Below are 26,443 nucleotides of genomic sequence, written 5' to 3'. Positions count from 1 at the left end.
TCACCAGCCCGACGCGGTGTAGACGACGGCCCGGACGGACTCCGCGCCCCAGGCCAGCTCGCGCAGCAACGCGGCGGCGCCCTCGTCGGGGTCGATCAGCTTGATCCCGCGCCGGGCGTACTCGCGCCCCAGCTCCGGGCTGACCATGCCGGTGTGGCCGCCGGTGGGCGCCCATGGACCCCAGTGCACGGTCAGCGCCCGGTTGCCGGTGCGGTCCGCCCAGTCGGCGCCGAGGCTCTCCAGGGCGTCGTTGGCGGCGGCGTAGTCGGCCTGGCCGCGGTTGCCGAGGACGGCGGAGATGCTGCCGAACAGCACCGCGAAACCGGGCCCGTTGGGCAGCTCCTCGAGGGCGGCGAGCAGGGTGGCCGCGCCGGCCGTCTTCGTGCCGTAGACCCGCTGGAAGGACTCCGGGGTCTTCTCGGCGATCAGCCGGTCCTCGATCACGCCGGCCGCGAAGACGACCCCGTCCAGGCGGCCGTGGTCGGCGTGGATCTCCTTGACGGCCTGGAGCGCGGCGTCCCGGTCGCGGAAGTCCACGGCACGGTAGCGCGCCTCGCTGCCGAGCGCGGCGAGTTCGTCCAGGGTGGCGGTGATCTCCCGCTGGGCGAGGACCAGTTCGGTCTCCCGGTTGACCTCGGCGGGCTTGAGTCCGCCCCTGGCCGCGAGGGCCGCGCGGAGTTCGGCGGGGGTACCCGCGGCGGCGGTGTCCAGGGCCTCGGGGCCGGTGGGCGCGGGGGTCCGGCCGAGCAGTTCGACACGGCACCGGCAGGCGGCGGCGAGGCCGGCCGCGAACTTCGCGGTGATGCCCCGGGCCCCGCCGACCAGCAGCACCACGGAGTCCCGGTCGAGGCCGAGCGCGGCGGCCTCGGCGGCCCCCTCCCCGGCCGGTCCGGCGCCAGTGCTGCCGAGCGGGCCCAGCGGCACCTCGGTCAGCTCCAGCCCCTGCCGGCCGGCGGCGGTGCGCAGGACGACGGGGGCCGGCTCGGGTGCGAGCAGTTCGGCGAGCAGTGCTTCGGCGACGGCGGCCGGTGCGGTGTCCGCGAGGGTCACGACGCGGGCGACCGTCTCCGGGTACTCGCGGGCGACGGTACGGAACAGCCCGTGCAGCCCGGCCGAGCGGGCCGCGTCCTCGCCCGCGGCGGGCCGGGCGGCCAGCAGCCAGCGCGGGCCGCGCGCCAGGGCCGCCCGCAGCACGGGGAACGCGTCCGGCAGCACGGGCGTGTCACCGCCGGGCAGCGCGCCCAGGTACAGCACCCCGTCCACGGTTCCGTCCGCCTCGCCGAGCCGGTGGTCCGGGCCGACGGTCAGGCACTCGGCGCCGTACGCGGAGAGCCGCTCCGCCAGCTGGGCGCCGTCCCCGAGGATCACGAACCGCCTGCCGGACAGCAGGGCGGCCGGGTCGGCCGCGGCGGCCGGCTCCGCCAGCGCGACGGGACGCATCTCGAACCGCTTCGGCGCCTCGCCCGGGGGGACCTCCTCGGCCGTCGCGGCCGCTGCCGCGGGCTCGGCCGCGGCGTCCGTCCGGTCGGTGGTGGTGCCGGTGGTGGCCGTGGCCGATTCCTCCTGCTGCCCGCCGCTGTCGACCCGCGCCTTCAGCCATCCGGTGACGGCCGCGGCCGTCCGCGCCTTGGCCAGTTCCTCCAGCTCGGCGTCGTCCAGGGTCTCCGCCCCGCCCGCGATGCCGAGCCGCTTCGCCAGCTCCCCGGCGATCTCGGCCCGTTTGATCGAGTCGATGCTCAGGTCCGCCTCCAGATCGAGGTCGGGCTCGATCATGTCGACGGGGTAGCCGGTGCGCTCGCTGATGATCTCCAGGACCACCCGCTCGACGTCGGTCTCCGCAGCCGCCGCCACGGCGGGCGCGGCCGGCCCGGCCACCGGTTCCGGCTGGGGTACGGCGATTTCGGCGGGCGCGAGTGCGAGAACGGGGGCGGGCGCGAGCTGCTGCGGCGACACCGGCGCGGCGGGTACCGCCCCCGGTGCGGCCCCGAAGTAGGTGAGCAGCACATCGCGCTGCGCGGCGATCATCTCCCGGCTGGTGCGCAGGAATTCGGAGATCAGCGCGTCCCGGTCGGCGGGGGCGCCGTGCGGCTGGTTCGTCGTCACAGTCGTCTCCACGACTCGTCGGGCCGGTGCGAGGGCACCGGGCAGGAGGTCTCCGGCGGCGGTGCGCACGAGCTGTCCGTCGACCGTCCAGCCGGGCCGTTTGGGCACGGGGGTGCGGACCGCGTCCACGGCGTCACGGCCGCGCAGCAGCCAGGCGGTGCGTACCGGTGCCCCGGCCACGGCCAGCCGGGCGAGTGCGTCGAGCCAGCCGCGCAGCCCGCTGTCGGCGCGGGGTTCGCAGGCCACCGTGGTGTGCGGGCGGTCGCCGAGGATCTGCCCGACGAGCCGGGTGAGGACGGTGCCGGGCCCGGCCTCGACGAAGACCCGCGCTCCGGCCTCGTACATCGCCTCGATCTGGGCGGCGAAGGCGACGGGCGAGCCGATCTGGGCGGCGAGTTCGGCGCGTACGGCACCGGGATCCGGCGGGTAGGGGGCCGCCGTGCGGTTGGACCACACCGGGAACTCGGGCGGTCGTACGGCCGTCTCCGCGAGGACCTCCGCGAACCGGTCCCCGGCGCCGGCGACCACCGGGCTGTGGAAGGCGCAGGCCACCGGGATCCGCTTGGCGCCGAGCCCGCCCTCGCGCAACAGCCGTACGGCTTCGGTCACTTCTTCTGTGGGACCCGAGATCACGCTCTGCTTGGGCGAGTTGTGGTTGGCGACCACGACCGAGTCCGGGACCGAGGCGGTGCGCAGCGCGCGCTCGACGTCCTCGGCCGCGCCGGACACGGCGGCCATGGTGCCCGGTTCGTCGCCCGCGGCGGCCAGGATCGCGGCGGCCCGTTCGGCGCTCAGCTCCAGGAGGGTCTCGGGGGTGAGGGCGCCGGCCGCGGTGAGGGCGACGAGTTCGCCGTAGCTGTGTCCGGCGGCCATGTCGGGGCGGACCCCGGCCGCCGTCAGCAGGGCGTGTGCCGCGAGGCCGGTGATGCCGAGGGCGGGCTGCGCGGCCCGGGTGTCGGTGAGGGCGGCCCGGTGGCGCTCCCGGGTGGCGTCGTCGAAGGCGGTCGGCGGGTAGAGGGAGCCGGCGTGGGCCCGGCCGAGCTGGAGGTAGTGCTGCAGTTCGGGGAAGGCCACGAGGAGGTCGGCGAGCATGCCGGGGCGCTGGCTGCCCTGGCCGGGGAAGAGGAACGCGACCTTCGCGTCGGTGTCCGCCTGCGGATCGGCCAGATGGAGGCCGGCGGCCGCGTCATGCTCCCCCGCGAGGAGCCGCCGCAGCTGCCCGGTCAGCTCGTCCGGGTCACGCGCCACCACCGCGGCCCGCACCGGCTCGTGCGAGGAGTCCGAGCGGCGAGCGGCGGCGAGCGCCAGGTCACGCAGCCGCCACGACCCGGTCTCGGCGGCCCGCAGGATCTCCTCGACGCCCCGGTGGGCGGCCTTCTCGTCCCGTCCGCGGAAGAGGAACAGCTCGGCGGGCCAGAGGTCCAGCCCCTGCTCCGGCGGTACGACGCTGTCGTAGGCGCCCAGCACCACATGGAAGTTGGTGCCGCCGAAGCCGAACGCGCTGACCCCGGCGACCCGTTCGGCGGCCGGAGCGGCCCACGGCCGGGCCTCGGTGTGGAAGACGAACGGGCTGTCCTCCTCGTTCCAGGCCGCATTGGGCCGGTCGAGGTGCAGGGTGGGCGGCTTGACGCCGGTGTGCAGGGCGAGGGTGGTCTTGATCAGTCCGGCGAGTCCGGCAGCGCACTTGGTGTGCCCGATCTGGGACTTGACCGAGCCGAGCGCACAGCCGCCGTTCTCGGTGCCCGCTTCCGCGAACACCTCGCTGAGGATGGTGAGTTCGGTGCGGTCGCCGACGACGGTGCCGGTTCCGTGCGCCTCCACCAGGCCGACCTGCGCCGGCGAGACACCGGCGTTGCGGTACGCGCGGAGCAGCGCGGCCCGTTGCCCCTCGGGGCGCGGTGCGGTCAGGCCCAGGGAGCGGCCGTCGCTCGACGAGCCGAGCCCCTTGATCACGCCGTAGATGCGGTCCCCGTCGCGTTCGGCGTCGGCCAGCCGCTTGAGGACGACGCAGGCCACGCCCTCGCCGAGCGCGATGCCGTCGGCGGAGCCGTCGAAGGCGCGGGAGCGGCCGGTGGGCGACAGGGCGTGCACCGAGGAGAAGAGGACGTAGTCGTTGATGCCGTTGTGCAGGTCGGCGCCGCCGCACAGCACGACGTCGCTGGTGCCGGCGGTGAGTTCCTTGCAGGCGACGTCGACGGCGGCCAGCGAGGAGGCGCAGGCGGCGTCCACGGTGTAGTTGGCGCCGCCCAGGTCGAGGCGGTTGGCGATCCGCCCGGAGATGACGTTGGCGAGCATGCCCGGGAAGGAGTCCTCGGTGAGCCGGGGCAGCTGCTCTTCGAGTCCGTCGGGGACCTTGCCGTAGTAGGAGGGCAGTACGGCGCGCAGGGTGGCCGCGTTGGAGAGGTCGCTGCCGGCCTCGGCGCCGAAGACGACCGAGGTGCGCGAGCGGTCGAACTCCCGTCCCCGGGTGCCGTATCCGGCGTCGTCCAGGGCACGCCGGGCGGCCTCCAGGGCGAGCAGCTGGACCGGTTCGATGTGGCCGAGGGAGGCGGGCGGGATGCCGTAGCTCAGCGGGTCGAAGGGGATGGGGGGCAGGAAGCCGCCCCATTTGGAGGTGGTGTTGCCGTCGGCGTGGTGGACGGCCGGGTCCCAGCGTTCGGGCGGGACCTCGGTGACGGCGTCGTGTCCGGCGACCACGTTCGCCCAGAAGGTGGCGAGGTCGGGGGCGTGCGGGAACATGCCGGCCATACCGACGATCGCGATGTCGAGCGGGGCGGGGGCGGGCGGTTCCTCGTGCGGTTCGGGGGCCGGCCGCCGCCGGGCCAGGAAGTCGGCGGCACCGTCGGTCACGGCGTGGTGCAGGGCGGCCACGGTGGTCGTCGCCGAGCGCAGCACGGCGACCTCGCCGGCCATGAACATCCCCTCGTTGAGCTGCCGTTGCTCGTCCACGGGCGTCAGCTCGCCGCCGTCCGCGCGGTCGACGCCCTTGCTGGCGATGCGCAGCCGGCCGACGTTGAGCCGCTCCAGTTCCTCCCACAGCTGCCGGTCCGGTACGCCGTTCGCCCGCAGTTCCGCCTCGCGCTTGTGGTAGTCGAGAGTGAAGGGGCTGGGCACGCAGCGGGTGGCGTGGCCGGGTGCGGTCTCCAGGAGGGCGGTCGAGGCGGCGGCCCTGACCTGGCGCTGGAAGAGGGGCTGGATCGCGCCGCGGTCCACGGCCTCCTCGGTGAACAGGTAGGCGGTGCCCATGAGCAGGCCGACGGCCGCGCCCCGGGCGGTCAGCGGCGCGGCGAGCGCGGCGACCATCGCGGCGGAGCGTTCGTCGTGGATGCCGCCCGCGAAGAACACCTCCAGGCCTTCGGCCTCCGGGAAGTCCTCCAGTACGGCGAGTTGGGCCTCCCAGAGCGGGAAACTCGCGCGCGGTCCGACGTGACCGCCGCACTCGGAGCCCTCGAACACGAACCTGCGGGCCCCGGCCTCCAGGAACTGCCGCAGCAGTCCCGGTGAGGGCACATGCAGGAAGGTGCTGATCCCGGCCCGCTCCAGCGCCTCCGCCTGGGCGGGGCGGCCGCCCGCGATGATCGCGTGGCTGGGCCGCAGTTCCCGTACGGCGTCGAGTTGGGCGTTCCTGAGTTCCTCGGGGGCGAAGCCGAGCACGCCGACGCCCCAGGGGCGGCCGTCCAGTGCGGCCTTGGCCTCGGTGAGCATCTCCCGGGTGCGGGCGCCGTCGGCGAGGGCCAGCGCCAGGAAGGGCAGTGCTCCGTCGTCGGCGACGGCCGCGGCGAAGGCGGCCCGGTCGCTGACCCGGGTCATCGGGCCCTGGGCGACGGGCAGCCGGGTGCCGAGGGCGCGGCTCATGGCGGAGGTGGCGGGCCGCACCGCGTCCGGGGCGACGGCGCCGCTCTCCCGGATCGCCGCCGTCAACTCCCGTACGGTCCGCCGTACATCGCCCCACCGCTCGGCGAACCGGGCGGCGAGGAAGCCGTCCTGTCCCACCGGCAGCAGCTGGGTGCGCAGGTCCTCGGCGCCGAGCAGCGCGGCGACCGCGGCCGGGTCGTCGGCGGGCGGGCGCACGGCGTCCGGGCCGCGCCGGTGCAGTACCCGGTGACCGGCCACGACGGCCGTCTCGGAGCCGTCCAGGGAGCGCAGCACGGCGGCCGTCGCCTCGGGCAGCCGGGACTCGGCGAGCAGGGCCAGCTGGCTGTCCAGGACGACTCCGGCCGCTCCGCCGGCCACCGCGGCCGCCGCGGTACGCGGCCCGATGCCTCCGCAGGCCCATACCGGTACGTCCAACTCGGGCGCGTCGAGCAGCTGTTGGAGCAGGACGAAGGTGCTCAGGCCGCCGACCCGGCCGCCGCTCTCGGCACCGCGGGCGATCAGCCCGTGCGCTCCGGCCGCGACCGCCTCGCGGGCCCCGGCCAGATCGGTCACCTCGGCCACCACACGGCTGTGCGGGTCGAGTTGGCCGACGGTCCAGGGTGCGCCTGCGGCCAGGACCACCGTGTCGGGTGCCGGGCCGAGGTCCTGCGGGGTGAGCGCGCAGCCGGGGGCTACCCGCACGCCGTACGGTGCCGGCGCGGCCCGTTTCAGCCGGGCCAGCGCCTCCCGGGTTCTTCGGTCACCGCGCCCCAGGTCCAGGACACCGAGTCCGCCGGCGGCACAGACCGCGGTGGCGAGCCGGGCGTCGGGTTCTCCGAAAGGGGTGATGCACATGATCAGGTCGACGGCACGCACAGGGGACGTCATGATGCTCCGAATAATCGGGAGGACAGCACGGTGGGGGATGTGTGCGGCGGAGAGCTCGGGGTGAGGCCCCCGGAAACTAGCGAGTTCATTACTCGCGGGTCAATAACGGAACGGCCCTATGGCGCCCGGGGGTATTGATTCGGCCAGTCGGGGGAATTCACCGCAAGAGCCGAAAATCCGAGCAATCCACTGCACCGGAACGGCCGTCGAACCGGTGGAGCACAGGCGTCACACCATCACAAGACCGTCAAAGCGCCCCGGTCATTCACCCGGCACTCACCCCGGCGCAACACCCCGTGCGGCCGCGCCGAGCTCTGTAAATTCCGGATGACTTCGGTCCGCTGGCTCGATCGTGGCACACCGGAAACGCGTGGCGCTCGTCCCTGCACGAAGCCTGCACCAACCCTGACCCAAGCCTGACAAAAACGTGTCGCCAAGTGTATTACTTCACATGAAACGTGCGATGGGGAAAATCCTTGTAAACCCTTGAAGTAAAGCGGTCGGAGAGCCTTCGCCCGCCGACCGCCCATTGACACGGATTCAGTGATCTCAGTCGCTCACCCGTGCGCCGGTGCGCAGCCGCAGGTCGCCCGACGAGGCGCCCACCCAGACGGTGCGCCGTCCGGTGCCGAGCGTCCAGCGATGGCGCCGGGCGTCCCACGACGACAGGGTGCGCGCGGCGACCCGCACGGTGACCCGGCGCCGCTCCCCCGCCCGCAGCTCCAGCCGCCGGAACCCGCCCAGCACCCGTACCGCCTGGTCGAGCCGGAGGTCGGGCGAGGGTCCGACGTACACCTGCGGCACCTCGACCCCCGTCCTGCGCCCGGTGTTGCGCACGCCGAACGTCACCTCCAGACCGCCGCGCGTCCAGCGCGCCTGGGCGTCGGAGTAGGAGAAGGAGGTGTACGACAGTCCGTGCCCGAAGGGGAAGAGGGGCCGCACGCCCTGCGCGTCGTACCAGCGGTAGCCGACGTGGATGCCCTCCGAGTACTCCTCGGTGCCGTCGACGCCGGGGTAGCGGCGCGGGTCGCCGGCGACCGGGTGGTGGTCGTCGTCGACCGGGAAGGACTGGGTGAGGCGCCCGCCGGGGTCGCTGTCACCGAAGAGCACGGCGGTGGTGGCGGCCGCGCCCTCCTGGCCGGGGTAGTACATCTGGAGCACGGCCCCGGTGTCCGCGAGCCACGGCATCGAGGTGGACGACGAGGTGTTGAGGACGACGGTGGTGCGCGGGTTGGCCGCGGTCACCGCCCGGATCAGCTGCTCCTGGTGGCCGGGGAGGGCGAGGGTCGTGCGGTCGAGGCCCTCGGTGGCGTCCTCGTAGGCGAACAGCACGGCATGGCGTGCGGCGCGGGCCGCACTGACGGCCTCGGCGACGTCCTGGGCCCGGGTGGCTCCGGTGATCCGGCGCAGCCGGAACAGCAGACCGGAGTCGCCGCCCGCCGCCGTGATCTTCAACTTGTGTACGCCCTTGGCGAGCCGGAGGGTGGCGCGGCGGACGCCGAGGCCGTCGGGGGCGACGGCGACGAGCCCGCCGGAGAAGTACTCGCCGTATCCGGGCGCGAGGGGGAACAGGTCCGCGCCGTCCAGCAGGACCGTGGGCCGGGCGGTGGCCGCGGAGGAGAAATGGAGGATGAGATTCCACTCGTCGGTCTCGCCCACGGTGAGCGTGCCGTCGTACTCCCAGGTCTTCCCGGCGGCGACCTGCTGCCCCTCGCTGTCGAGGGCGGGGCTGAGGGCGGTCGCGGGCACCGCCTTGCCGAAGAGGTCCTCGCCGAGTGTGTAGGTGACCGTGCCGTGCGCCCGGGCCCTGATGGCGTCGAGGGGGCTGCCGGCGTGGTCGGGGACGACATGGGCGCTGCCGCCGCCGCTGACGAAGGGCAGACTGCCGGTCGGCCCGATCACCGCGATGCCGCCGCCGTCCAGGGGCAGGGTGCGGCGCTCGTTGCGCAGCAGGGTCGCGCCCGCCTTGGCCACCTCCAGGGCCACGGCCGCGCCCGCCTCGGCGTCGCGGCCGGGGCGCGGCGGGGCGCTGCCGTCGAGGAGGCCGAAGCGGTCCATCACCGAGAGGATCCGCCGTACCGCCCGGTCGAGGTACTTCTCGGCCACGCTGCCGTTCTGTACCGCGGACTTGAGCGCCGTACCGAAGTACGTCCCGTCGGGCATCTCCATGTCGAGGCCGGCGGTGATCGCGGCGACCGTGCTGTGCGCGGCGAACCAGTCGGTCATCACCCAGCCCCGGAAGCCCCACTGGTCGCGCAGGATGTCGGTGAGAAGGGTCTTGTTCTCGCAGGCGAAGGTGCCGTTCACCTTGTTGTAGGCGCCCATGACCGCGCCGGTGCCGGCCGCCACCGCCGCCTCGAAGCCGCGCAGCTCGATCTCGTGCACGGTCTGTTCGCCGGCGTGCACGTCGATCGAGTTGCGGTCCTTCTCCTGGTTGTTGAGCGCGAAGTGCTTGACGGTCGCGATCAGGCCCTCGCCCTGGATACCGCCGATCTCGGCGGCGACCAGGTCGGAGGCGAGCAGCGGGTCCTCGCCGAAGGTCTCGAAGTTGCGGCCCGCGTAGGGGGTGCGGATGAGGTTGACCATCGGGGAGAGCAGGACGTCCTGGCCGAGGGCGCGGCCCTCGCGGCCGATCACCTGGCCGTAGCGGCGGGCCAGCCCGGGGTCGAAGGCGGAGGCGAGCAGGACGGGGGCCGGCAGGGCGGTGGCGTGTTCGGTGATACGGACGCCGGCCGGGCCGTCGGCGAGTCTGAGGGGCGGGATGTCCAGCCGGGGGACGCCGGGCACGTAGCCGGCCTGGCCGAGCGAGTCGGGGTCGGTGGCCCCGTGCAGCAGGGAGATCTTCTCGTCCAGCGTGAGTCTGGCGATCAGCCGCTCGACCCGGGGGCCGGCTCCGGCCTCGGGCCCCCCGGCCGCCGCGGCGGCGGTGAGCGGGACGAGTCCGCCGGTGGCCGCGGCGGCGACCGCGACGGCACCGGCCGTCAGGCGCAGGGCGGATCGTCGGGAGACGGATTCGGACATGAGCCGTCACTCCTTCGGTGTGCGGGCACGACGATGTGGACCGCGAAGGCGCGCCCGGGCACCCGGACCGCGTTCGGCATGTGAACGCACCATCCGCCACACGACCTTGACGAACCGTCAACCGCACCACCGGCGCGTCGGAAACGTAGATCCGGTGGTGACTCGTGTCAACGATCTGAACAGAAAACGGCCCGGAGCCGACAAGAACCGAAAACGGAGGGCCACTTCACACCGTGGCCCTCCACCGATCCGCACGCCGGACCTCCACCGCCTCAGCGTGCGGCCCTCCACCGGCCGGCTAAGCGGGTCCGGCGAAGCCCGCTCCGGTTGGGCGACGCCCTGAAGGGGCGCTGGGGGCGCCCCCGGCCGAAGGCTGGGGGAGGAACTGAGCGACCAGCCACGACGGCGCCGCAGTCGACTGACGGCATATCGCGGCACTTCCAGCGGAGCGCTTAGCCGAGCAGGCTTCCCACCCCGCTCACGACATCCGTCACCGTGGCCGGCACGGCCTCCAGGACGTCGCCGACCGTCCCGGCGAGGGTTGCGACGGGCTCGGGCTGCCCCTGCGGCCCGGGCGGCACGACCGGCGCGGGACCGTCATGGGTGCCGACCTGCGCGACCCGTGTGCTGTACGGCTCCTGCGGGCTCCCGGGCGCCTGCGGCGGGGCCTCCGGATCCGGCGGGGGCGCGGGGAGTTCCGACCTCTCGTCCTTCTTCGGTCCGGATGGCGCGGAGTGCGTGGCGCCCGGCGTCACCGGCTCGCCCCCGCCGCCCGACGCCAGCTCCCAGCGCTGCCGAAACGATCCGTCACGCCGGGCCACGACCACCTTCGTGCCGTCCACGGCCAATGCGAGGTCCTTGTCCCAGCGCAGCAGGAGCTCACCGCGGACCGTCAGGTCGTACGACACCTCGCCCGCGTGCACCAGGCAGCCGGAGACCACGACCCTGCGCGCGCCCGGGTCGGCGGCGAGGCAGAGGCTGGGGTCGAGCGCGCTGCGCAGCAGGCCGTCGTCCTGGTACGACCACTGCTGGGACCCGGCGTCCGCACACTTGCCGAGCCGCAGTTCGGCGCCCAGGCGCGGCCGGCCGCCGCGCACGTCCAGGCAGAGCCCGGCATCGAGGCTGCGCAGCCTGCCGTGGGCGATCTCGACGGGCTCGCCCGCGGAGGCCGGGGACGGGGAGGTCCCGGCGGACGCCTTCCGGTCCGGGCCCGGCTGGGTGGTGCTGGTGCTGGGAGCGCCCCAGGTGGTGGTGCCGGGGTGCGGGACACCGTTGTCGTCGGACCAGCCCCTGGCCACGAGCACGGTGGCGAGCAGCGCGAGGGAGACCAGGCCGGCCCCGGCCAGCAGGGCCTTGCGCCGGCCGGACTCGGACACCGTGCGGTGCCGGCCGCCGGGCACCGCCGCGGGCTCGGGTTCGGTGGTGGCCGGCCAGGCCTCGACGGCGCCGTGGCCGGGCCGTGAGTCGAGATAGCGGCGGGCGCCCCAGCCGAGCACGGTCTCCGCGAGCAGCACCTCCAGGCCGCCGTCGAAATGGCTGAGCTGCTCGGCGGCGTGCCGACAGAACCGGCACACCGTCAGGTGCTGTTGCACATCGGGGAGCAGAGAACCGCCCCGGCGAATGGGGACGTCGAGGAGACGGTTGTAGAAACGGCATTCCTTCGAAGGCGCGAGTTCCCGGTGGGCGCGTACCAGGCCGACCCGGAATTGTTCACGGGCCTGGTCGAGGGCGGCCGCCGCGGTAGGGGTGTCGACACCCAACAGACCGGCGGGTATGTTTATGGGTTCGGCTTCGGCCTCGGTGTGCCAGAGGAGGCATTGCGAGGCGCCGGGAAGAGCCTGGAAAGCGCGTTCTGCGAGTTGCCGTCTTTCCGGGGTGCCCGGTCTCGCGGCGCTGAGTCCGCGGCCGCCGGTGGTTTTGCGCAGTTCCGGTACGACCACGGAAATGGCTTCGTCGGCCGCCCAGGCGCGGACCGTCTCCCGTACGGCCACGAGGAGCTGCGGACGCAGGGCGCCGCCGACCGCGCCGCCGGCCAGCCGGCCCAGCACCCGTTCGAAGGCGGCGCTGGCGACCAGCTGCGCGACGGGGGTGGCGGAGGCGAGACAGACGACCGCGTAGTCGCAGGTGGCGCGCCAGTGCCGGGTGAGCAGCAGGGCGACGGCATGATGCCTGGCCGCGGGGGTTCCGGTGAGCTGGGCGATGAGATCGCGGTCGGACTCCCCCGGGCTCGAACCGGGACGAGGCGGGTAGGGCGGGCGTGGGGGGTAGGGGGATTGCACTGAACCATTTCCTTCCGAGCCGCAGGACTGCACGCGAAATGGCGTCCTGACGGAATGCAGTGCCTGATTGGTGCGTACCTTTTGGAGCCCATAAGGACCGGACTAACGGCCATGCCGGTCTCTGGGCCCTCCCGCGGGGAGGCTCACCTTCGCACACGGGCCTCACAGGAAACAAGAAGTTGGGGTGACCTAAGTTCAAAGTTCTGGAAATGCAGATAAGTTACCGTCGGTATCCCCGACCGGATTGGATTCAGCGGGTTCACAGGTTCAACTTGTGCGCGCCACGGGCCCGGTGGCACACGAAACCTTCAACTCCCGGGCGGCCACGGTCCCCGCGGCGGAACCCGGCCTTCCACAGCCGTCTCCCACGTTTCTCTCGGCCCGCTCTCATCCCGGTGGGCCAGCATGTGCCGCATGACCGCCCCCCACACCTCCCCCGCCCCCACGTCCCCCCGGTCGGTGCGCAAGGCCGTCGTCCCGGCCGCCGGCCTTGGCACCCGGTTCCTGCCCGCCACCAAGGCGACCCCGAAGGAGATGCTGCCGGTCGTCGACAAGCCGGCGATCCAGTACGTCGTCGAGGAGGCCGCCAAGGCCGGGCTCGACGACATCCTCATGGTCACCGGCCGGCACAAGCGGGCCATCGAGGACCACTTCGACAACGCCTTCGAGCTGGAGCAGGCGCTGACCGCCAAGGGCGACACCGTGCGCCTGGACGCCGTACGCGATCCCGCGCGGCTCGCCGACATCCACCACATCCGCCAGGGCGACCCGCTCGGCCTCGGCCACGCGGTGCTGTGCGCCAAGCACCATGTGGGCGACCAGCCGTTCGCGGTGCTCCTCGGTGACGACCTGATCGACGCGCGCGAGACCCTGCTCAGCCGGATGCTGGACGTCCGCGACCGCTTCGAGGGCAGCGTGGTGGCGCTGATGGAGGTCGATCCGTCACAGGTCCACCTCTACGGCTGCGCCGCCGTCGAGCACACCGGCGAGGACGACGTGGTGCGGGTGACCGGTCTGGTGGAGAAGCCGTCCCCGGAGAACGCGCCCAGCAACTACGCGGTCATCGGCCGCTATGTCCTCGACCCCGAGGTGTTCGGCGTCCTGGAGCGGACCGCGCCCGGCCGGGGCGGCGAGATCCAGCTGACCGACGCACTCCAGGAGCTGGCCGCGGGCGGCACGGTGCACGGGGTCGTCTTCGACGGACTGCGCTACGACACCGGCGACAAGGCCGACTATCTGCGCACGGTGGTCCGGCTCGCCTGCGAACGCCCGGATCTGGGGCCCGAGTTCACGGCATGGCTGAAGGAGTTCGTGGCGGGCCTGGCAGCCGGCGAGAGCGCACGGCACTGCGACCGGGCCGCCTGAGCGAGCCACGCGAGAGGGAGAAGCCGTTCGGCCGCGGGGGCGCAGCGGAACCGCCCGGCGACCCCTCGGACGCGCTCGTCCGCGTCGCCGCCGCCGTCACCGAGTCCGACCGCCCCTGGCCGCCGGCGCGCACGATCCCGGAAGCCGACACCAGCGGCCCCCGCTTCACCGCCGAGGCGATCCTCGACGCCATTGACCGGGGAGCGGCCGACGGCACGGTCTACGCGCCATCGTCCGGACCGGCGTGACACGGCGTTCCCGGGCCGGCCCGACCCGCAGGGGTCATCCTCCGGACAGCTGGTCCGAGGAGACCTCTCCGGCGCTCCGGCCTGGCCGTTCCGGGCCCAGGTGCTGATGCGGCGGCATGGCGCTACCGTCGTGTGGAGAGCCAGGGACGTGTTCACCGGTCCAGCGGGCTTCTTCTCTGCCCGCGGGCCGGCCTTTCCTTCCTGTCAGGACGCGTTCCCTCCGGAGAAGCTGGAACAAGGAGGCTTCCGATGGCGTCCACCGCACGGCGGCGGAATCTCTCGATGACTCTGACGGCGGTCACGATCGCCGTCACCAGCATGGCCGCCGCGGCCCCGCCTGGCGGTGCGGCGAACACCGGGCACACAGCCGGCAAGCAGACGAAACCCACGATCGTCCTCGTGCACGGCGCGTGGGCGGACACGTCGAGCTGGAACGGCGAGGTCACTCTCCTGCGCCGCGCGGGCTACACGGTGCGCGCCATCGGCAACCCGCTGGAGAACCTGACGACCGACGCGCAGACGGTCCAGTACTTCCTCAAGAGCATCAAGGGCCCCATCGTCCTGGTGGGGCACTCCTACGGCGGCTCGGTGATCACCAACGCCGCCCAGGGAGTCGCCAACGTCAAGGCACTCGTCTACGTCGACGCCGCCGTACCGGCGGTCGGGGAGACCACGGCGCAGCTCAGCGGCCCGACGTCCGTCCTGACCAAGGGGGCGCCGGCCGATCTGTACGACGCCGTGCCGTACGCGAACGCACCGGCCAAGGCGTCCGCGCTGTACCTCAAGGAGAACGTGTTCGTCACGAAGTTCGCGAGCAGTGTGCCTCACAACCAGGCGGTCAACCTGTGGGCCACACAGCGTGCCGCGACCACGGTGGCCTTCAACACCCCCTCCAAGTACGAGGCGTGGAAAAAGATCCCCTCCTGGTACTTCATCAGCACCGGCGACCAGATCATCACGCCCAGCTCGGAGAAGATGATGGCGCGCCGCGCGAAGTCCAACGTGACCGTCTACAACGGCGGTTCGCACCTCACGCTCGTGTCGGACCCGGCAGCCGTGACGAAAGTGATCCAGTCGGCGGCCTCGTCCTTGCACTGAGGCGGCGGGCGACCGACGCATCTCGAATCCGGCGAACGCCTCTCGGCCGCGGAGTCCGCGCCTGCCCGGGACCGTCCGATCCGGCCGGTGAGGCCGGCCGGCCTCACGTAAGGATGAGCAATGAGCACGGTCACCACATCCGACGGCACGATCATCTTCTACAAGGACTGGGGCCCCCGCGACGGCAAGCCCGTCGTCTTCCACCACGGTTGGCCGCTGAGCGCCGACGACTGGGACAACCAGTTGCTGTACTTCCTGTCCAAGGGGTACCGCGTCATCGCCCATGACCGCCGCGGCCACGGCCGTTCGAGCCAGACCGCCACCGGTCACGACATGGACACCTACGCGGCCGACGTCGTCGCGCTGACCGACGCCCTCGACCTGAAGGACGCGGTGCACATCGGCCACTCCACGGGCGGCGGCGAGGTCGCTCGCTACGTCGCGCTGGCCAAGCCGGGGCGGGTCTCCAAGGCGGTCCTCGTCGCGGCCGTACCCCCCGTCATGATCAAGAAGGAGAGCAACCCCGAGGGCCTGCCCATCGAGGTGTTCGACGGGTTCCGCACCGCGCTGGCCGCCAACCGCGCCCAGTTCTACATCGACGTGCCGTCGGGGCCGTTCTACAACTTCGACCAGCCCGGGGTCGAGAAGTCGCAGGCCCTGATCGACCGCTGGTGGCTCCAGGGCATGACCGGCGCCGCCAACGCGCACTACGAGTGCATCAAGGCCTTCTCCGAGACGGACTTCACCGAGGACCTCAAGAAGATCGAGGTCCCGGTGCTCGTCCTGCACGGCACGGGCGACCAGGTGGTGCCGTACGCCGACGCCGGCCCGAAGTCCGCCGCGCTGCTCAAGAACGGCCGGCTCAAGAGCTACGACGGCTACCCGCACGGCATGCTGTCGACGCACCCGGACGTCCTCAACCCCGACATCCTCGCCTTCATCGAGGAGTAGCCGGGGCTCCGGAGCGGACTCCCCGGCTCAGCGCATCGGCGCCGACGGTCGGACGGCCTGCCGCTCCGCGCCCGTCTACCGCGGACTGAGCGTCTGCGACCGCTCAGCCGTTGGGGCGCAGTGTCCAGGTCACGGTCATCTCGCCGGTCACCGCGCCGTCCTCGCGCTGGAGGGTGACGGCGACCGGGAACTCGGGGCGCTTGCCCTCGTCGAGTTCGGCGACGACGTCGGCGATCGGGCGGCCCAGGGTCGCGGTCGCCCTGACCGGTCCGAGAGCCACCTTCTTGTAGGCGATCTCGGCGCTGACGGCGAGCGGCACGGCCCGGGAGAGCTGGTCGCCGAAGGCGGCGAGGACGATCGCGCCGCTCGCCGACTCGGCGAGGGTGAACATCGCCCCCGCGTGCGGTCCGCCGATGTGGTTGTGGAAGTCGCCCTGGTCCGGCAGGGACAGCACGGCTCGCTCCGGAGTGGTCTCCAGGTACTCCAGGTTGAGGGTCCGCACCATCGGCACCGTGGCGGCGAGCATCTCGCCGATCGACATCTGGTCTGTGCTCATGACGGTCATGTTACTCACGGGTAGCAGATTCTGAACAGTGCCGGTGCGCAGATCGTCGTCGTCGCGGCGGCGATCCGGTGGCGTGGCGTTCGCCGGCGCCAAGGATGTACGGCGTCCCGGGCGGCACTAGGGTTACGAGCCATGTGGCCAGAACAGCAGCCGCCAGGGGGCGAGCAGTACCCGCAGAACAACCCGTATCAGCAACCGGGTTACCAGCAGCCGAACCCGTACCAGCAGCCCGGATACCAGCAGTATCCGCAGCCGGGCGGGTACGGGCAGCAGCCGCAGTGGGGTCCGCCGGGACCGGCCGGCGGGCCGCGGCCGCCGCAGGGCGGAGGCGGCGGCAACCGGACGAAACTGGTCGCGATCCTCGCGGCCACGGCCGTCGTCGTGGCGGCCGGCGTGACCGGGTTCCTGGTGCTCGGCGGCACCAAGGACGACAAGGCGGACAGCGGGAAGGACCAGCGGGCGACCCGGTCGCCGACGCCGACCGTCTCCGCGTCCGCCTCCACGGACGACAACCCGCGAGGTGAGGAGACCGAGAAGCCGACGGTCGCGGGCTGGAAGACCGTCGTGAACCCCAAGTGGGGCACGGCCTTCGACGTGCCGGCCGACTGGGAGGTGCTGACCCCCGGTACGTCCGTCGGCTTCGAGGACAAGGACGGCAAGCCGATCATCACCATGTCGGGAACCGCCCAGTACAAGTCGAAGTGGTGCACGAGCGACGACGACAAGGACGGCAGGACCGCGGACACCTCCCTCGCGGCGGTCGGCACCAAGGGCGAGAGCGGCGCGAAGGCCGGCGGTGACGCGGCCGTCCGGGAGGTCCCCTGGTGGGTGTACGGCGGCTACACGCAGCCGGACAAGAAGAGCATCACCTGGGACAAGAAGGCCACCGCCTACACCACCGCCTCCGGCCTCAAGGGCGGCTACGCCTGGGCGCGTTCGGCGCACACCCCGCAGAAGGGCAAGTGCGCGAGCGACGGCAAGGCGATCACGTTCGGCTTCGAGAACTCGGCCGGCGACCTGGTGTCCTGGGACTTCTACGGCGCCAAGGGCGTCGACGGCGAGGTCCCCACGGCGACGATCATGAAGATCCTCAGCACGGTCCGGCTGCACGGCACCCCGACCGCGAGCTGACCTGATCAGGGGGGCCTGAAGCCCACCAAACGGTTTGGCAAGCCGGACCCCCGGCAGGGATAGTCAGGCGGTGACCTCCACCTCCGACACCCCCCGCACCCCCTCCCGCCTGCGGGGACCCGGCTGGGCCGGCCGCAACTACAGCCTGCTGACCGCGGCGGCGGTCGTGACGAGCCTGGGCGCGGGCGGCTCGCTGATCGCCGCCGCGTTCGCGGTCCTGGACGCGGGCGGCGACGGCGGGGACGTCGGCCTGGTGGCCGCCGCCCGGACCCTTCCGCTGGTGCTGTTCCTGCTCATCGGCGGCGCGGTGGCGGACCGGTTCCCCCGCCACCGTGTGATGGTCGCGGCCAACTGCCTCAACTTCCTCTCCCAGGGCACCTTCGCCGTCCTGGTGCTCGCGGGTGACCCCCGCCTGTGGCAGATGATGCTGCTCACGGCGCTGGGCGGCACCGGCCAGGCGTTCTTCAGCCCGGCGGCCGAGGGCATGCTGATGTCCTCGGTGAGCGGGGAGCAGGCGGGCCGCGCCTTCGCCGTGTTCCGGATCGCGATGCAGGGCGCGGCGCTCGGCGGTGCGGCGCTGGGCGGTGCGCTGGTGGCGGCGGTGGGCCCGGGCTGGGTGCTGGCGGTGGACGCGGCCGCGTTCGCCGTCGCCGGCGCACTGCGCTCGTTCCTCGACGTCAGCCATATCCCGCCGCGCACCCCTGGCGAGGGGCTGCTGGCCGACCTCCGGGAGGGCTGGCAGGAGGTCAAGGGGCGCCCCTGGCTCTGGGGCATCGTCGTCCAGTTCTCGATCGCGAACGCGGTGGTGGGTGCCGCCGACGCGGTCTACGGCCCGCTCGTCGCCCGCGACAGCCTGGGCGGACCGGGCCCGTGGGGCCTGGCGCTGGGCGCCTTCGGCGCGGGCACGGTGGCCGGCGCCCTGCTGATGACCCGCTGGAAACCCCGCCGGCTGCTGTTCGTCGGCACCCTCTGCATCTTCCCGCTGGCCCTGCCCTCGGCGGCGCTGGCGGTGCCCGTCCCGGTGGGGATCCTCTACGTGGTGATGTTCGTGTCCGGGACGACGGTCGAGGTCTTCGGCGTCTCCTGGATGACCGTGCTGCACCAGGAGATACCCGAGGACAAGCTCTCCCGGGTCTCGGCGTACGACTGGTTCGGCTCCGTCTCCCTGCTGCCGCTGGCGACCGCGCTGGCGGGACCGGCGGAGGACGCTTTCGGCCGGAGTCCGGCGCTGTGGGGCTGCGCGGGCCTGGTCGTCGCCGTCACGGCCGCGGTCCTCCTGGTGCCGGACGTCCGCAACCTCACCCGCCGCACGGTCCCGGTCACCGCACAGCCGACGCCGGTGTCACCCGATGCCGAACGTTCCGCCGGGGGGCTCGGGTGACGGCACCGCGTCCGCGTCCCCGACCGGCCCGGCCCCGCCGACGAACCGCCTGAGCGCGGGCCCGTGTTCGACCCGCGCCGGAAAGACGTCGGCGGCCGTGCGCCGGGCCAGCACGGCGGTGTCGACGGGCCGGTGCGAGGCGATGAGCACCGCGTTCCCGAACCGCCGCCCGCGCAGCACCCCCGGCTCGGCGATGACCGCCAGCTCCTCGAACACGGCCGCGAACGTGGCGAGTTGGGAGCGCAGGAAGTCGAAGGGCGCGGAGTCCGCGAGATTGGCCAGGTAGACCCCGTCGTCCCGCAGCACCCGCTCGGTCTCCCGGGCATAGCCCAGCGAGGTCAGATGCGCGGGGATCCGGGACCCCCCGAAGACATCGGCGATCAGTACGTCGGCCGAGTCGCCGGGAGCTCCCTCCAGCCAGCCCCGGGCGTCGGCGGCGTGCAGGGCGATCCCGGTGGGGGCCGGCAGCGGCAGATGCTCGGTGACCAGGTCCAGCAGTCCCCGATCGGCGTCCACGACGTCCTGCCGGGACCCCGGCCGGGTCGCCGCCACGTACCGGGGCAGCGTGAGGGCGCCCCCGCCGAGATGCAGCACGTCCAGGGGCGCCCCGGTCTCCGCCACCGCGTCCAGCACGTACCCGAGCCGCCGGGCGTACTCGAACTCCAGATGCGTCGGCGCGTCGAGATCGACGTACGACTGGGGCGCCCCGTCGACGGTCAGCAGCCAGGCCCGCTCCCGGTCGACGTCGGGCATGAGCTTGGCGGTGCCGTGATCGGTGACCCGGACGACGGGTATGGCTTCGTTCACCTCTCCATTGTGCGGTGCCCGTACCTACCCACGGGCGCGGGGCTCTGCCGGTATGCGGGCTCCGCCGCGTGGGCGCGACCAGCCCCCGCCGGCCCGCAGTCCCCCACGCACCGCGACCTCACTCCACCGAGGTCACCGTCCCCGCCCCCACCGTCCTGCCACCCTCCCGGATGGCGAACCCGAGGCCGGCCTCCAGCGGCATCTCCCGCCCCAGCTCCACGGTCATCTCCACCGTGTCCCCGGGCCGGGCGACCGCCACCTCGCCGAGGTCGACGTCCCCGACCACGTCCGCCGTACGGATGTAGAACTGCGGGCGGTACCCCGTCGAGACAGGGGTCGTACGACCCCCTTCGCGCCCCGACAGCACGTACACCCGCGCCGAGAACCGCCGCGCCGGCACCACACTCCCCGGCGCCGCCACCACGTGCCCGCGCCGCACCGCGTCCCGGGGCACCCCGCGCAACAGCAGCGCCACGTTGTCCCCGGCCTGCGCCTCGTCCATCGGCTTCCCGAAGGTCTCCAGGCCGGTGACGACGGTCTCGACGTCCGCGCCGAGCACCTCGATCCGGTCGCCGACCCGCACGGTCCCCCGCTCCACGGCACCGGTCACGACGGTCCCGCGCCCGGTGATGGTGAGCACGTTCTCCACCGGCAGCAGGAACGGCGCGTCCAGATACCGCTCGGGCATCGGCACGTACGTGTCCACCGCGTCGAGCAGCGCCTCGATCGACGCCGTCCACCGCGGGTCCCCTTCCAGTGCCTTGAGCCCGGAGACCCGGACGACGGGCACCGAGTCGCCGCCGTACCCCTGCGCGGTGAGCAGTTCACGGACCTCCAGCTCCACGAGGTCGGTGAGTTCCTCGTCGCCCGCGTCGGCCTTGTTGAGCGCGACCACGATGTGGTCGACGCCCACCTGCCGGGCGAGCAGCACGTGTTCGGCGGTCTGCGGCATGATCCCGTCGAGCGCGGAGACCACGAGGATCGCGCCGTCCAGCTGCGCGGCCCCGGTGACCATGTTCTTGACGTAGTCGGCATGACCCGGCATGTCCACGTGCGCGTAATGCCGGGTGTCGGTCTCGTACTCGACGTGCGCGATGTTGATGGTGATGCCGCGGGCGGCCTCCTCCGGGGCCTGGTCGATGCGGTCGAACGAAACGTACTGGGTGGTACCGCCGGTGCCGCGCTCGGCGAGGACCTTGGTGATGGCGGCGGTCAGGGTGGTCTTGCCGTGGTCGACGTGGCCCATCGTGCCGATGTTGAGATGCGGTTTGGTGCGGACGTATGCCGTCTTGGGCATGGCTCTACCTCGAAGCCTGAACTGCGGTGAAGCGTCTCGTCAGCGCGAGACGCGGGGACCCCGGAGAACCGCCGACCCTCCCCCTGCGGGGTCCGCCGGACGATCCGGGGAGGGTCAGCTTCGGGCGCCGTCTACAGCGGCCAGGAGAACGGGCACGGCAGCCTTCGGCGCATCCGCGGCTGCGGATGCTGCGAGGAGGAAGGCGTACCGGAACATGACGCAGATCATTGCCGATCCGTCGCCGCACGTCGAACGGTTTTCCGTGGCGTCGGTTTCGCCCAATGGACAGGAACCATACGGCGATCACACATCTGCTTCGGCTACTGTCACCGAATGCTCGATGCCAACCGCTCTGGCACCGCCACGGCCGTTCCCCCGGCCGCCGCCGAGGAGCTGACGATTGCCGTGTCCGGTCCGGTGAACTTCACCGCGCGCTGCACAAGAGTGCTGCTGTCGCCGTGGTCCCGGCTGTCCCTGCTCGTCGCCCTGCTGGCGGCGGCCGCGTCGTCGGTGCTCCTCTTCGAGCCGCAGAAGCTGCTGACGCAGGGCTGGCCGCCCCAGGTCGAGGGCACCACCGCGGTGGTGATCTTCGCCGTGGCGTACGGCCTGGTCACGGTGGCGTTCGTGCCGCGGCCGATCCTGAACCTGGCGGCCGGCGCGCTGTTCGGCTCGGCGCTGGGCATGGGCGCGGCCATGGCGGGCACCCTGCTCGGGGCGTGGATCTCCTTCGCGCTCGGCCGGATGCTCGGCCAGGAAGCACTGCGCCCGCTGCTGCGCGGCCGGCTCCTGAAGGCGGCGGACAACCAGTTCAGCAAGCACGGCTTCCGCTCGATGCTGGCGGTACGGCTGTTCCCCGGTGTGCCGTTCTGGGCCGCCAACTACGCGGCGTCCGTCTCCCGTATGCGCTACGCGCCGTACCTGCTGGCGACGGGGCTGGGCTCGATCCCGAACGTCGCCGCGTACGTCGTGGCAGGCGCCCGGGCCTCGACACCGACGTCACCGGTCTTCCTGATCTCGGTGGCGGCGATCGTGATCCCGGCGGTGGCGGGCGCAGTACTGGCCTGGCGCAAACGCCACCACCTGCGCGCGAAATAGTCTTCACTTTTCCGACGCCCCGAAGCCACAGCGCCCCGCAAGGGGCGCGGGGAACTGCGCGACAAGCCCCCACGCCGCCGCAGCCGCGCACCGGCACGGAGCGGCACCTCACCAGGCGCCCGGCGCCCCCCTACCGCACCGCTTCCAGAATCATCGCGTTGGCCAGCCCACCCGCCTCGCACATCGTCTGCAGGCCGAAGCGAGCGCCGCGCTCCCGCATCGCGTGCACCAGCGTCGTGGTCAGCCGGGTCCCGCTCGCCCCCAGCGGATGCCCCAGCGCGATGGCCCCACCGTGCACGTTGACCTTGGCCAGGTCCGCCCCGGTCTCCTGCCGCCAGGCCAGCACCACGCTGGAGAACGCCTCGTTCACCTCGAAGAGGTCGATGTCGCCGAGCTCCAGCCCGGCCCTGCGCAGCACCTTCTCCGTCGCCGGGATCACGCCGGTCAGCATCAGCAGCGGGTCGGAGCCGGTCACGGCGAACGCGTGCAGGCGGGCCAGCGGCCGCAGCCCGAGCCGCTCGGCGGTCTCACCGGCCATGATCAGCACGGCCGAGGCACCGTCGTTGACGGGGCTGGCGTTGCCCGCCGTGACACTCCAGTCGATCTCCGGGAAGCGTTCGGCGAACCCGGGGTCGTAGTAGGCGGGCTTGAGCCCGGCGAGGATCTCGGCGGTGGTGCCGGGCCGCACGGACTCGTCCCGGCCGACCCCCTCAAGGCCCGCCACCTCGGCGTCGAACAGCCCCGCCTCCCAGGCGGCCGCGGCCTTCTGGTGCGAGGAGACGGCGAACGCGTCCATCTCCGCCCGGCTGATCGACCACTTCGCCGCGATCAGCTCGGCGCTGATGCCCTGCGGGACCAGGCCCTCCGGGTAGCGGGCGGCGACCCCGGGACCGAAGGGGTCCTTGCCGGGCGGCACGTTGGACCACATCGGCACCCGGCTCATCGACTCGACGCCGCAGGCCACGACGATGTCGTAGGCCCCCGACATCACCCCCTGCGCCGCGAAGTGCACGGCCTGCTGGGAGGAACCGCACTGGCGGTCGACGGTGGTCGCGGGCACGGTCTCCGGGAAGCCCGCCGAGAGCACGGCGTACCGGGTGGTGTTCATGGCCTGCTCGCCGACCTGGTCGACGGTGCCGCCGATCACGTCGTCGATGAGGGCCGGGTCGACGCCGGAGCGTTCGACGAGGGTGCGCAGGGTGTGGGCGAGGAGTTCGACGGGGTGGACGTGCGCCAGGGACCCGTTCGGCTTGCCCTTTCCGACGGGGGTGCGTACGGCTTCGACGATGACTGCGTCACGCATCGCGGGGACCTCGATTGCCAGTCTCGATTACCGGTGAGTAGGAAAACCAAACTCACCATAACTCCGTGAGTAGGAAAATCCAACCCTCACCCGGGGTGGCATCCCCCGACCGCGTCCGCCCACAGCTGAGGGGCGGACGGTCACCGGACCGTCCGCCCCTCCTTCGGCTCTGCGGCGCTACTGCCCCTGCCGGTACACGTCCAGCCGCCCGCACATCCCGAACCGGCCCTGCTCATAGGGCTGTTCGGCCTGTACGACGGCGTCGGCGAGGTGGCCGGCATCGCCCCGCCCGAGGCGGTCGAGCTGCTCCCCCGTGGCCTCGGCGGCCGCCCGGGCGCCGCGCTCCCAGCGGGCCCGCCAGTCGGCGAGCCGGGGCCGCACGAGGGCGGCGGCGGCCCGGTGGAAGGCGGCCAGCGGCTCCGGGCCGGTGGCCTCGCGCAGCGCGCGGTAACCCTCCAGGGCGAGGTCGCGGCGGGCCCGGGCGATCCGCTCCCGCTCAGCCTCCGGCGCGTCCGCCGGGACGGCGGTCACCGAGGCGTACGTCTCCGGGTCGGTCAGGTACCGCGGCGGCAGCGTCAGCACCGCGTCCCCGGCCTCCGGGAGGCCGCTGTTCTGCATCAGGACGGTGATGCGCAGGTCGTCCTCGTTGACGAGGCGGTGGACGGTACCCGGCGTGAACCAGGCGACCGTGCCGGGCGTGAGAGGTGTGACCTGGTACCCCGAGACGGTGAGTGTCTGCACCGCACCCCGGCCGCCGGTGACGACATAGCCTTCCGAACAGACCAGGTGAAGGTGGGGAGTTCCGCCGCGCACACCGTCGGCCGCGGGCCAGTCGTACACGCACAGGCGTGAGACCGCGACCCCGCCCGGCAGCCCCGCGAACCCGGACTCCCCACCGCTCACCACGGATGCGCCTCCAGGTACTTGGCGATGTCGGCGCGTTCCCAGGCGCCGTTCGCGATGACGACCCGGTAGCGGCGCCGGAGGGTGTCGCCCGGGGCCAGTTCGAGTTCGTCGTGGAAGGCCCAGGACGGGGCGATGCCGGCGAACGGGTCGTTGCGCACGAACCAGTGCGCGGGGTGGGTGCCGCCCGCGCCCGAGTGGTCGTTCTCCGGGGCGTGTTCGAAGACGACGGTGGCATGGCCGTCGGCGCCGTCGTGCTCGCCGGACAGGGCCAGCCAGGACGACTGGGAGCCCATCAGCTCCGGTCCTTCGCCCTCGGGGCCGATGATCCGGCCGTCCCGGAAGGCGCGCGGCCCACGCCAGAACAGGCCGGTGTAGCCCGCCTGTTCGCGTCCGGCGGTGGTCGGGCTGCCGAACCGGAGCGGCTCGTCACGGACGTTGGTGACGGCACTGGACCACGTCAGCGCCCAGGCACCGGATGCGGGATCGACGTCATGGACCTCGATGCGCCGCTGTTCCTGCGCCCACAGCGTCCCGTCGTACGGATGCCAGGTCAGCCGCTCCGCGACGACCAGCCGGCCGTCCGCCGACGACAGTTCGTCGAAACCGACGTGCCGCATCGAGCCGACGCGCTCCGGGAGGACGAGGTAACCCTCGCCGTGGACATAGGAGTTGCCGCCCCACAGGTTGGCGCCCGACAGGTGCGAGGCGGTCAGGGAGAGGCCCTTGTGCCAGCGGTGGTCGTTGGGCCGGTAATCGGTGACGACGTCCCCGGCGAGGGTGCGGATCGGATGCAGGTAGGGCTTGGGGGCCTCCCAGAGTGCCTCGGGCCGGTAGACGTACACGAAGAGCTGCACCCCGGTGACCGGCTCGGTCACGCTGATCCGGTCGCCGTGGGTGTGCGTGATCCGCAGCTCGCCGCTCACGCGGACACCTCCTCGTGCTCGACCGGCGCCCAGCCCGGAGCGCCTCCGTGCAGGGCCGTGTAATAAGGATCACCGGGACCGATCTCGCCCGCACGTACGGTCGTGTCGGTGAACGCCGACTTGTACAGCGCGGTGATCAGCTCCAGGCTGGTGCGCCCGTCGGCGCCGCTGCTGCGCGGCCGCTCCCCCGCACGCATGCTGGCGATCAGCTCGCGCAGCTGGGCCAGGTGCGAGCTGGGCACGTCCGGGCCGAAGTCCTGCCAGGCCGCCGCCTCGTCGGCGGGCACGCCCGGGGCCGGGGTGATGTGCCAGTTCGCGTTGGAGTGGCCGTACAGATGGGTCAGTTCGACGGTCGCGCGCTCGCAGTCGATGCGGATACGGCTGACCTCGTCGGGGCTGAGCACGCTGTTGACGACGGTCGCCAGGGCGCCGTTCGCGAACCGGACCAGGGCGGTGGAGACGTCCTCGGTCTCCACGTCGTGCACCAGCCGGCCGGCCATGCCCCGCACCTCGCTCCACGGCCCGAGCAGGTCGAGCAGGAGGTCCATCTGGTGGATGCCGTGGCCCATCGCCGGGCCGCCGCCCTCGGTCGCCCAGCGGCCGCGCCAGGGCACGGCGTAGTAAGCGGTGTCCCGGTACCAGGTGGTCTGGCAGTGGGCGACCAGCGGACGCCCCAGCGCCCCCTCGGCCAGCAGCCGGCGCACATGGGTGGAGGCGGAGCCGAACCGGTGCTGGAAGACGATCGAGGCGTACGGCCCGCCGTCGGTGCCCTCCTCGGCCTCGACCGCGTCGAAGTCGGCGAGGGACGGCACCGGCGGCTTCTCGCACCACACCCAGGCGCCTGCCCGCAACGCCGCCACCGTCTGGTCCCGGTGCAGGGTCGGCGGGGTGCCGATGGTGACCAGGTCGGGCCGCTGCTCGGCGAGCATCCGGTCCAGGTCGGTGTAGGCGTGCGGGATGCCGGCCTCGGCGCGGAACGCCTCGACCGCCGTGGCATCGATGTCAACGGCGGCGACCACCTCGGTCTCGCCCTCCGCGGCCAGCTGGGCGAGCGCGGGCAGGTGGGAGCCGCGCCCGATGGCGCCGGCACCGACCACGGCGGCCCGGATGCGGCGACCGGCGAAGGGGGCTCCAGGCAGGGAGGCAAGGGGCGTGCGGGGCATGGACGTGATCAGCACTCCTCGGGGCGGGGACCGACGATGGGCGCGAACCGTCGCCCGACGTGCG

The 26,443-nt window shown here is 72.9% G+C and carries 17 protein-coding genes; 7 read left to right on the top strand and 10 right to left on the bottom strand.

From position 1 onward, the window contains the following. From ACFWXC_RS31500 to ACFWXC_RS31490, 3 genes are all read right to left on the bottom strand, one after another. Positions 1–6,846, bottom strand: coding sequence for an SDR family NAD(P)-dependent oxidoreductase (locus tag ACFWXC_RS31500; protein ID WP_384483766.1), 6,846 nt, complete (start codon positions 6,844–6,846; stop codon positions 1–3). Between the two features lie 549 nt (positions 6,847–7,395). Next, positions 7,396–9,867, bottom strand: coding sequence for a beta-glucosidase (locus tag ACFWXC_RS31495; RefSeq protein WP_384483764.1), 2,472 nt, complete (start codon positions 9,865–9,867; stop codon positions 7,396–7,398). 452 nt (positions 9,868–10,319) lie between these two features. Continuing rightward, positions 10,320–12,146: a ricin-type beta-trefoil lectin domain protein gene (locus ACFWXC_RS31490; protein WP_384483762.1), complete on the bottom strand. Its 1,827-nt coding sequence runs from the start codon at positions 12,144–12,146 to the stop codon at positions 10,320–10,322. A gap of 414 nt (positions 12,147–12,560) precedes the next feature. Between ACFWXC_RS31490 and galU the strand changes: the two genes are divergently transcribed. From galU to ACFWXC_RS31470, 4 genes are all read left to right on the top strand, one after another. Continuing rightward, positions 12,561–13,511, top strand: coding sequence for a UTP--glucose-1-phosphate uridylyltransferase GalU (galU, locus tag ACFWXC_RS31485; protein ID WP_384483760.1), 951 nt, complete (start codon positions 12,561–12,563; stop codon positions 13,509–13,511). Beyond that, on the top strand, positions 13,442–13,759 hold the full coding sequence (locus ACFWXC_RS31480) for a hypothetical protein (RefSeq protein WP_384483758.1): 318 nt from the start codon (positions 13,442–13,444) through the stop codon (positions 13,757–13,759). Before galU ends, ACFWXC_RS31480 begins: the two co-directional genes overlap by 70 nt. A 249-nt stretch (positions 13,760–14,008) precedes the next feature. Next, positions 14,009–14,857 (top strand): alpha/beta hydrolase, encoded by an 849-nt coding sequence (locus ACFWXC_RS31475; RefSeq protein WP_384483757.1) that lies wholly within the window; start codon positions 14,009–14,011, stop codon positions 14,855–14,857. Between the two features lie 120 nt (positions 14,858–14,977). Continuing rightward, positions 14,978–15,808 carry an alpha/beta fold hydrolase gene (locus ACFWXC_RS31470; protein ID WP_384483755.1) on the top strand — a complete coding sequence of 277 codons (831 nt, stop codon included), beginning with the start codon at positions 14,978–14,980 and terminating at the stop codon, positions 15,806–15,808. 103 nt (positions 15,809–15,911) lie between these two features. Here the strand turns inward: ACFWXC_RS31470 and ACFWXC_RS31465 are convergent, their stop codons facing one another. Beyond that, positions 15,912–16,349, bottom strand: a complete 438-nt coding sequence (locus ACFWXC_RS31465) for a DUF4442 domain-containing protein (RefSeq protein WP_384483874.1) — start codon at positions 16,347–16,349, stop codon at positions 15,912–15,914. Between the two features lie 156 nt (positions 16,350–16,505). Here ACFWXC_RS31465 and ACFWXC_RS31460 point away from each other — a divergent pair, with 156 nt between their 5' ends. Continuing rightward, on the top strand, positions 16,506–17,504 hold the full coding sequence (locus ACFWXC_RS31460; protein WP_384483753.1) for a hypothetical protein: 999 nt from the start codon (positions 16,506–16,508) through the stop codon (positions 17,502–17,504). A gap of 70 nt (positions 17,505–17,574) precedes the next feature. Next, entirely contained in the window at positions 17,575–18,885 is a 1,311-nt protein-coding gene (locus ACFWXC_RS31455; protein ID WP_384483751.1) for an MFS transporter, read from the top strand. On the opposite strand, the gene ACFWXC_RS31450 is transcribed toward ACFWXC_RS31455, so the two are convergent. Both ACFWXC_RS31450 and tuf read right to left on the bottom strand, forming a co-directional pair. Beyond that, positions 18,847–19,692, bottom strand: a complete 846-nt coding sequence (locus ACFWXC_RS31450; protein ID WP_384483749.1) for a spermidine synthase — start codon at positions 19,690–19,692, stop codon at positions 18,847–18,849. The genes ACFWXC_RS31455 and ACFWXC_RS31450 overlap by 39 nt on opposite strands. A 118-nt stretch (positions 19,693–19,810) precedes the next feature. Further along, entirely contained in the window at positions 19,811–20,989 is a 1,179-nt protein-coding gene (gene tuf, locus ACFWXC_RS31445) for an elongation factor Tu (RefSeq protein WP_384483747.1), read from the bottom strand. A 333-nt stretch (positions 20,990–21,322) separates the two neighbouring features. Between tuf and ACFWXC_RS31440 the strand changes: the two genes are divergently transcribed. Beyond that, a complete protein-coding gene (locus ACFWXC_RS31440) occupies positions 21,323–22,084 on the top strand; it encodes a TVP38/TMEM64 family protein (RefSeq protein ID WP_384483745.1) in 762 nt (253 codons plus the stop codon). 130 nt (positions 22,085–22,214) lie between these two features. Here the strand turns inward: ACFWXC_RS31440 and ACFWXC_RS31435 are convergent, their stop codons facing one another. The 4 genes from ACFWXC_RS31435 to ACFWXC_RS31420 form a co-directional block, all read right to left on the bottom strand. Continuing rightward, a complete protein-coding gene (locus tag ACFWXC_RS31435) occupies positions 22,215–23,387 on the bottom strand; it encodes a thiolase family protein (RefSeq protein ID WP_384483743.1) in 1,173 nt (390 codons plus the stop codon). A 177-nt stretch (positions 23,388–23,564) separates the two neighbouring features. Continuing rightward, positions 23,565–24,290, bottom strand: coding sequence for a cupin domain-containing protein (locus ACFWXC_RS31430; RefSeq protein WP_384483741.1), 726 nt, complete (start codon positions 24,288–24,290; stop codon positions 23,565–23,567). Further along, complete coding sequence (locus ACFWXC_RS31425) at positions 24,287–25,216, bottom strand: PmoA family protein (RefSeq protein WP_384483739.1); 930 nt, start codon at positions 25,214–25,216, stop codon at positions 24,287–24,289. Before ACFWXC_RS31425 ends, ACFWXC_RS31430 begins: the two co-directional genes overlap by 4 nt. Next, on the bottom strand, positions 25,213–26,379 hold the full coding sequence (locus ACFWXC_RS31420) for a Gfo/Idh/MocA family protein (RefSeq protein ID WP_384483737.1): 1,167 nt from the start codon (positions 26,377–26,379) through the stop codon (positions 25,213–25,215). Before ACFWXC_RS31420 ends, ACFWXC_RS31425 begins: the two co-directional genes overlap by 4 nt. Between the last annotated feature and the right edge of the window lie 64 nt (positions 26,380–26,443).

Source organism: Streptomyces sp. NPDC058683, assembly GCF_042716195.1.
GTDB lineage: Bacteria > Actinomycetota > Actinomycetes > Streptomycetales > Streptomycetaceae > Streptomyces.
The sequence above is the reverse complement of the archived record's forward strand: the minus strand, read 5'-3'. Positions and strand labels throughout refer to the sequence as shown.

Bases quoted from the DNA above. Each gene is read 5' to 3' on its own strand.
- ACFWXC_RS31500 (WP_384483766.1), bottom strand. From the start codon at position 6,846: ATGACGTCCCCTGTGCGTGCCGTCGACCTGATCATGTGCATCACCCCT.
- ACFWXC_RS31495 (WP_384483764.1), bottom strand. From the start codon at position 9,867: ATGTCCGAATCCGTCTCCCGACGATCCGCCCTGCGCCTGACGGCCGGT.
- galU (WP_384483760.1), top strand. From the start codon at position 12,561: ATGACCGCCCCCCACACCTCCCCCGCCCCCACGTCCCCCCGGTCGGTG.
- ACFWXC_RS31480 (WP_384483758.1), top strand. From the start codon at position 13,442: ATGGCTGAAGGAGTTCGTGGCGGGCCTGGCAGCCGGCGAGAGCGCACG.
- ACFWXC_RS31475 (WP_384483757.1), top strand. From the start codon at position 14,009: ATGGCGTCCACCGCACGGCGGCGGAATCTCTCGATGACTCTGACGGCG.
- ACFWXC_RS31470 (WP_384483755.1), top strand. From the start codon at position 14,978: ATGAGCACGGTCACCACATCCGACGGCACGATCATCTTCTACAAGGAC.
- ACFWXC_RS31465 (WP_384483874.1), bottom strand. From the start codon at position 16,349: ATGTCGATCGGCGAGATGCTCGCCGCCACGGTGCCGATGGTGCGGACC.
- ACFWXC_RS31460 (WP_384483753.1), top strand. From the start codon at position 16,506: ATGTGGCCAGAACAGCAGCCGCCAGGGGGCGAGCAGTACCCGCAGAAC.
- tuf (WP_384483747.1), bottom strand. From the start codon at position 20,989: ATGCCCAAGACGGCATACGTCCGCACCAAACCGCATCTCAACATCGGC.
- ACFWXC_RS31440 (WP_384483745.1), top strand. From the start codon at position 21,323: ATGCTCGATGCCAACCGCTCTGGCACCGCCACGGCCGTTCCCCCGGCC.
- ACFWXC_RS31435 (WP_384483743.1), bottom strand. From the start codon at position 23,387: ATGCGTGACGCAGTCATCGTCGAAGCCGTACGCACCCCCGTCGGAAAG.
- ACFWXC_RS31420 (WP_384483737.1), bottom strand. From the start codon at position 26,379: ATGCCCCGCACGCCCCTTGCCTCCCTGCCTGGAGCCCCCTTCGCCGGT.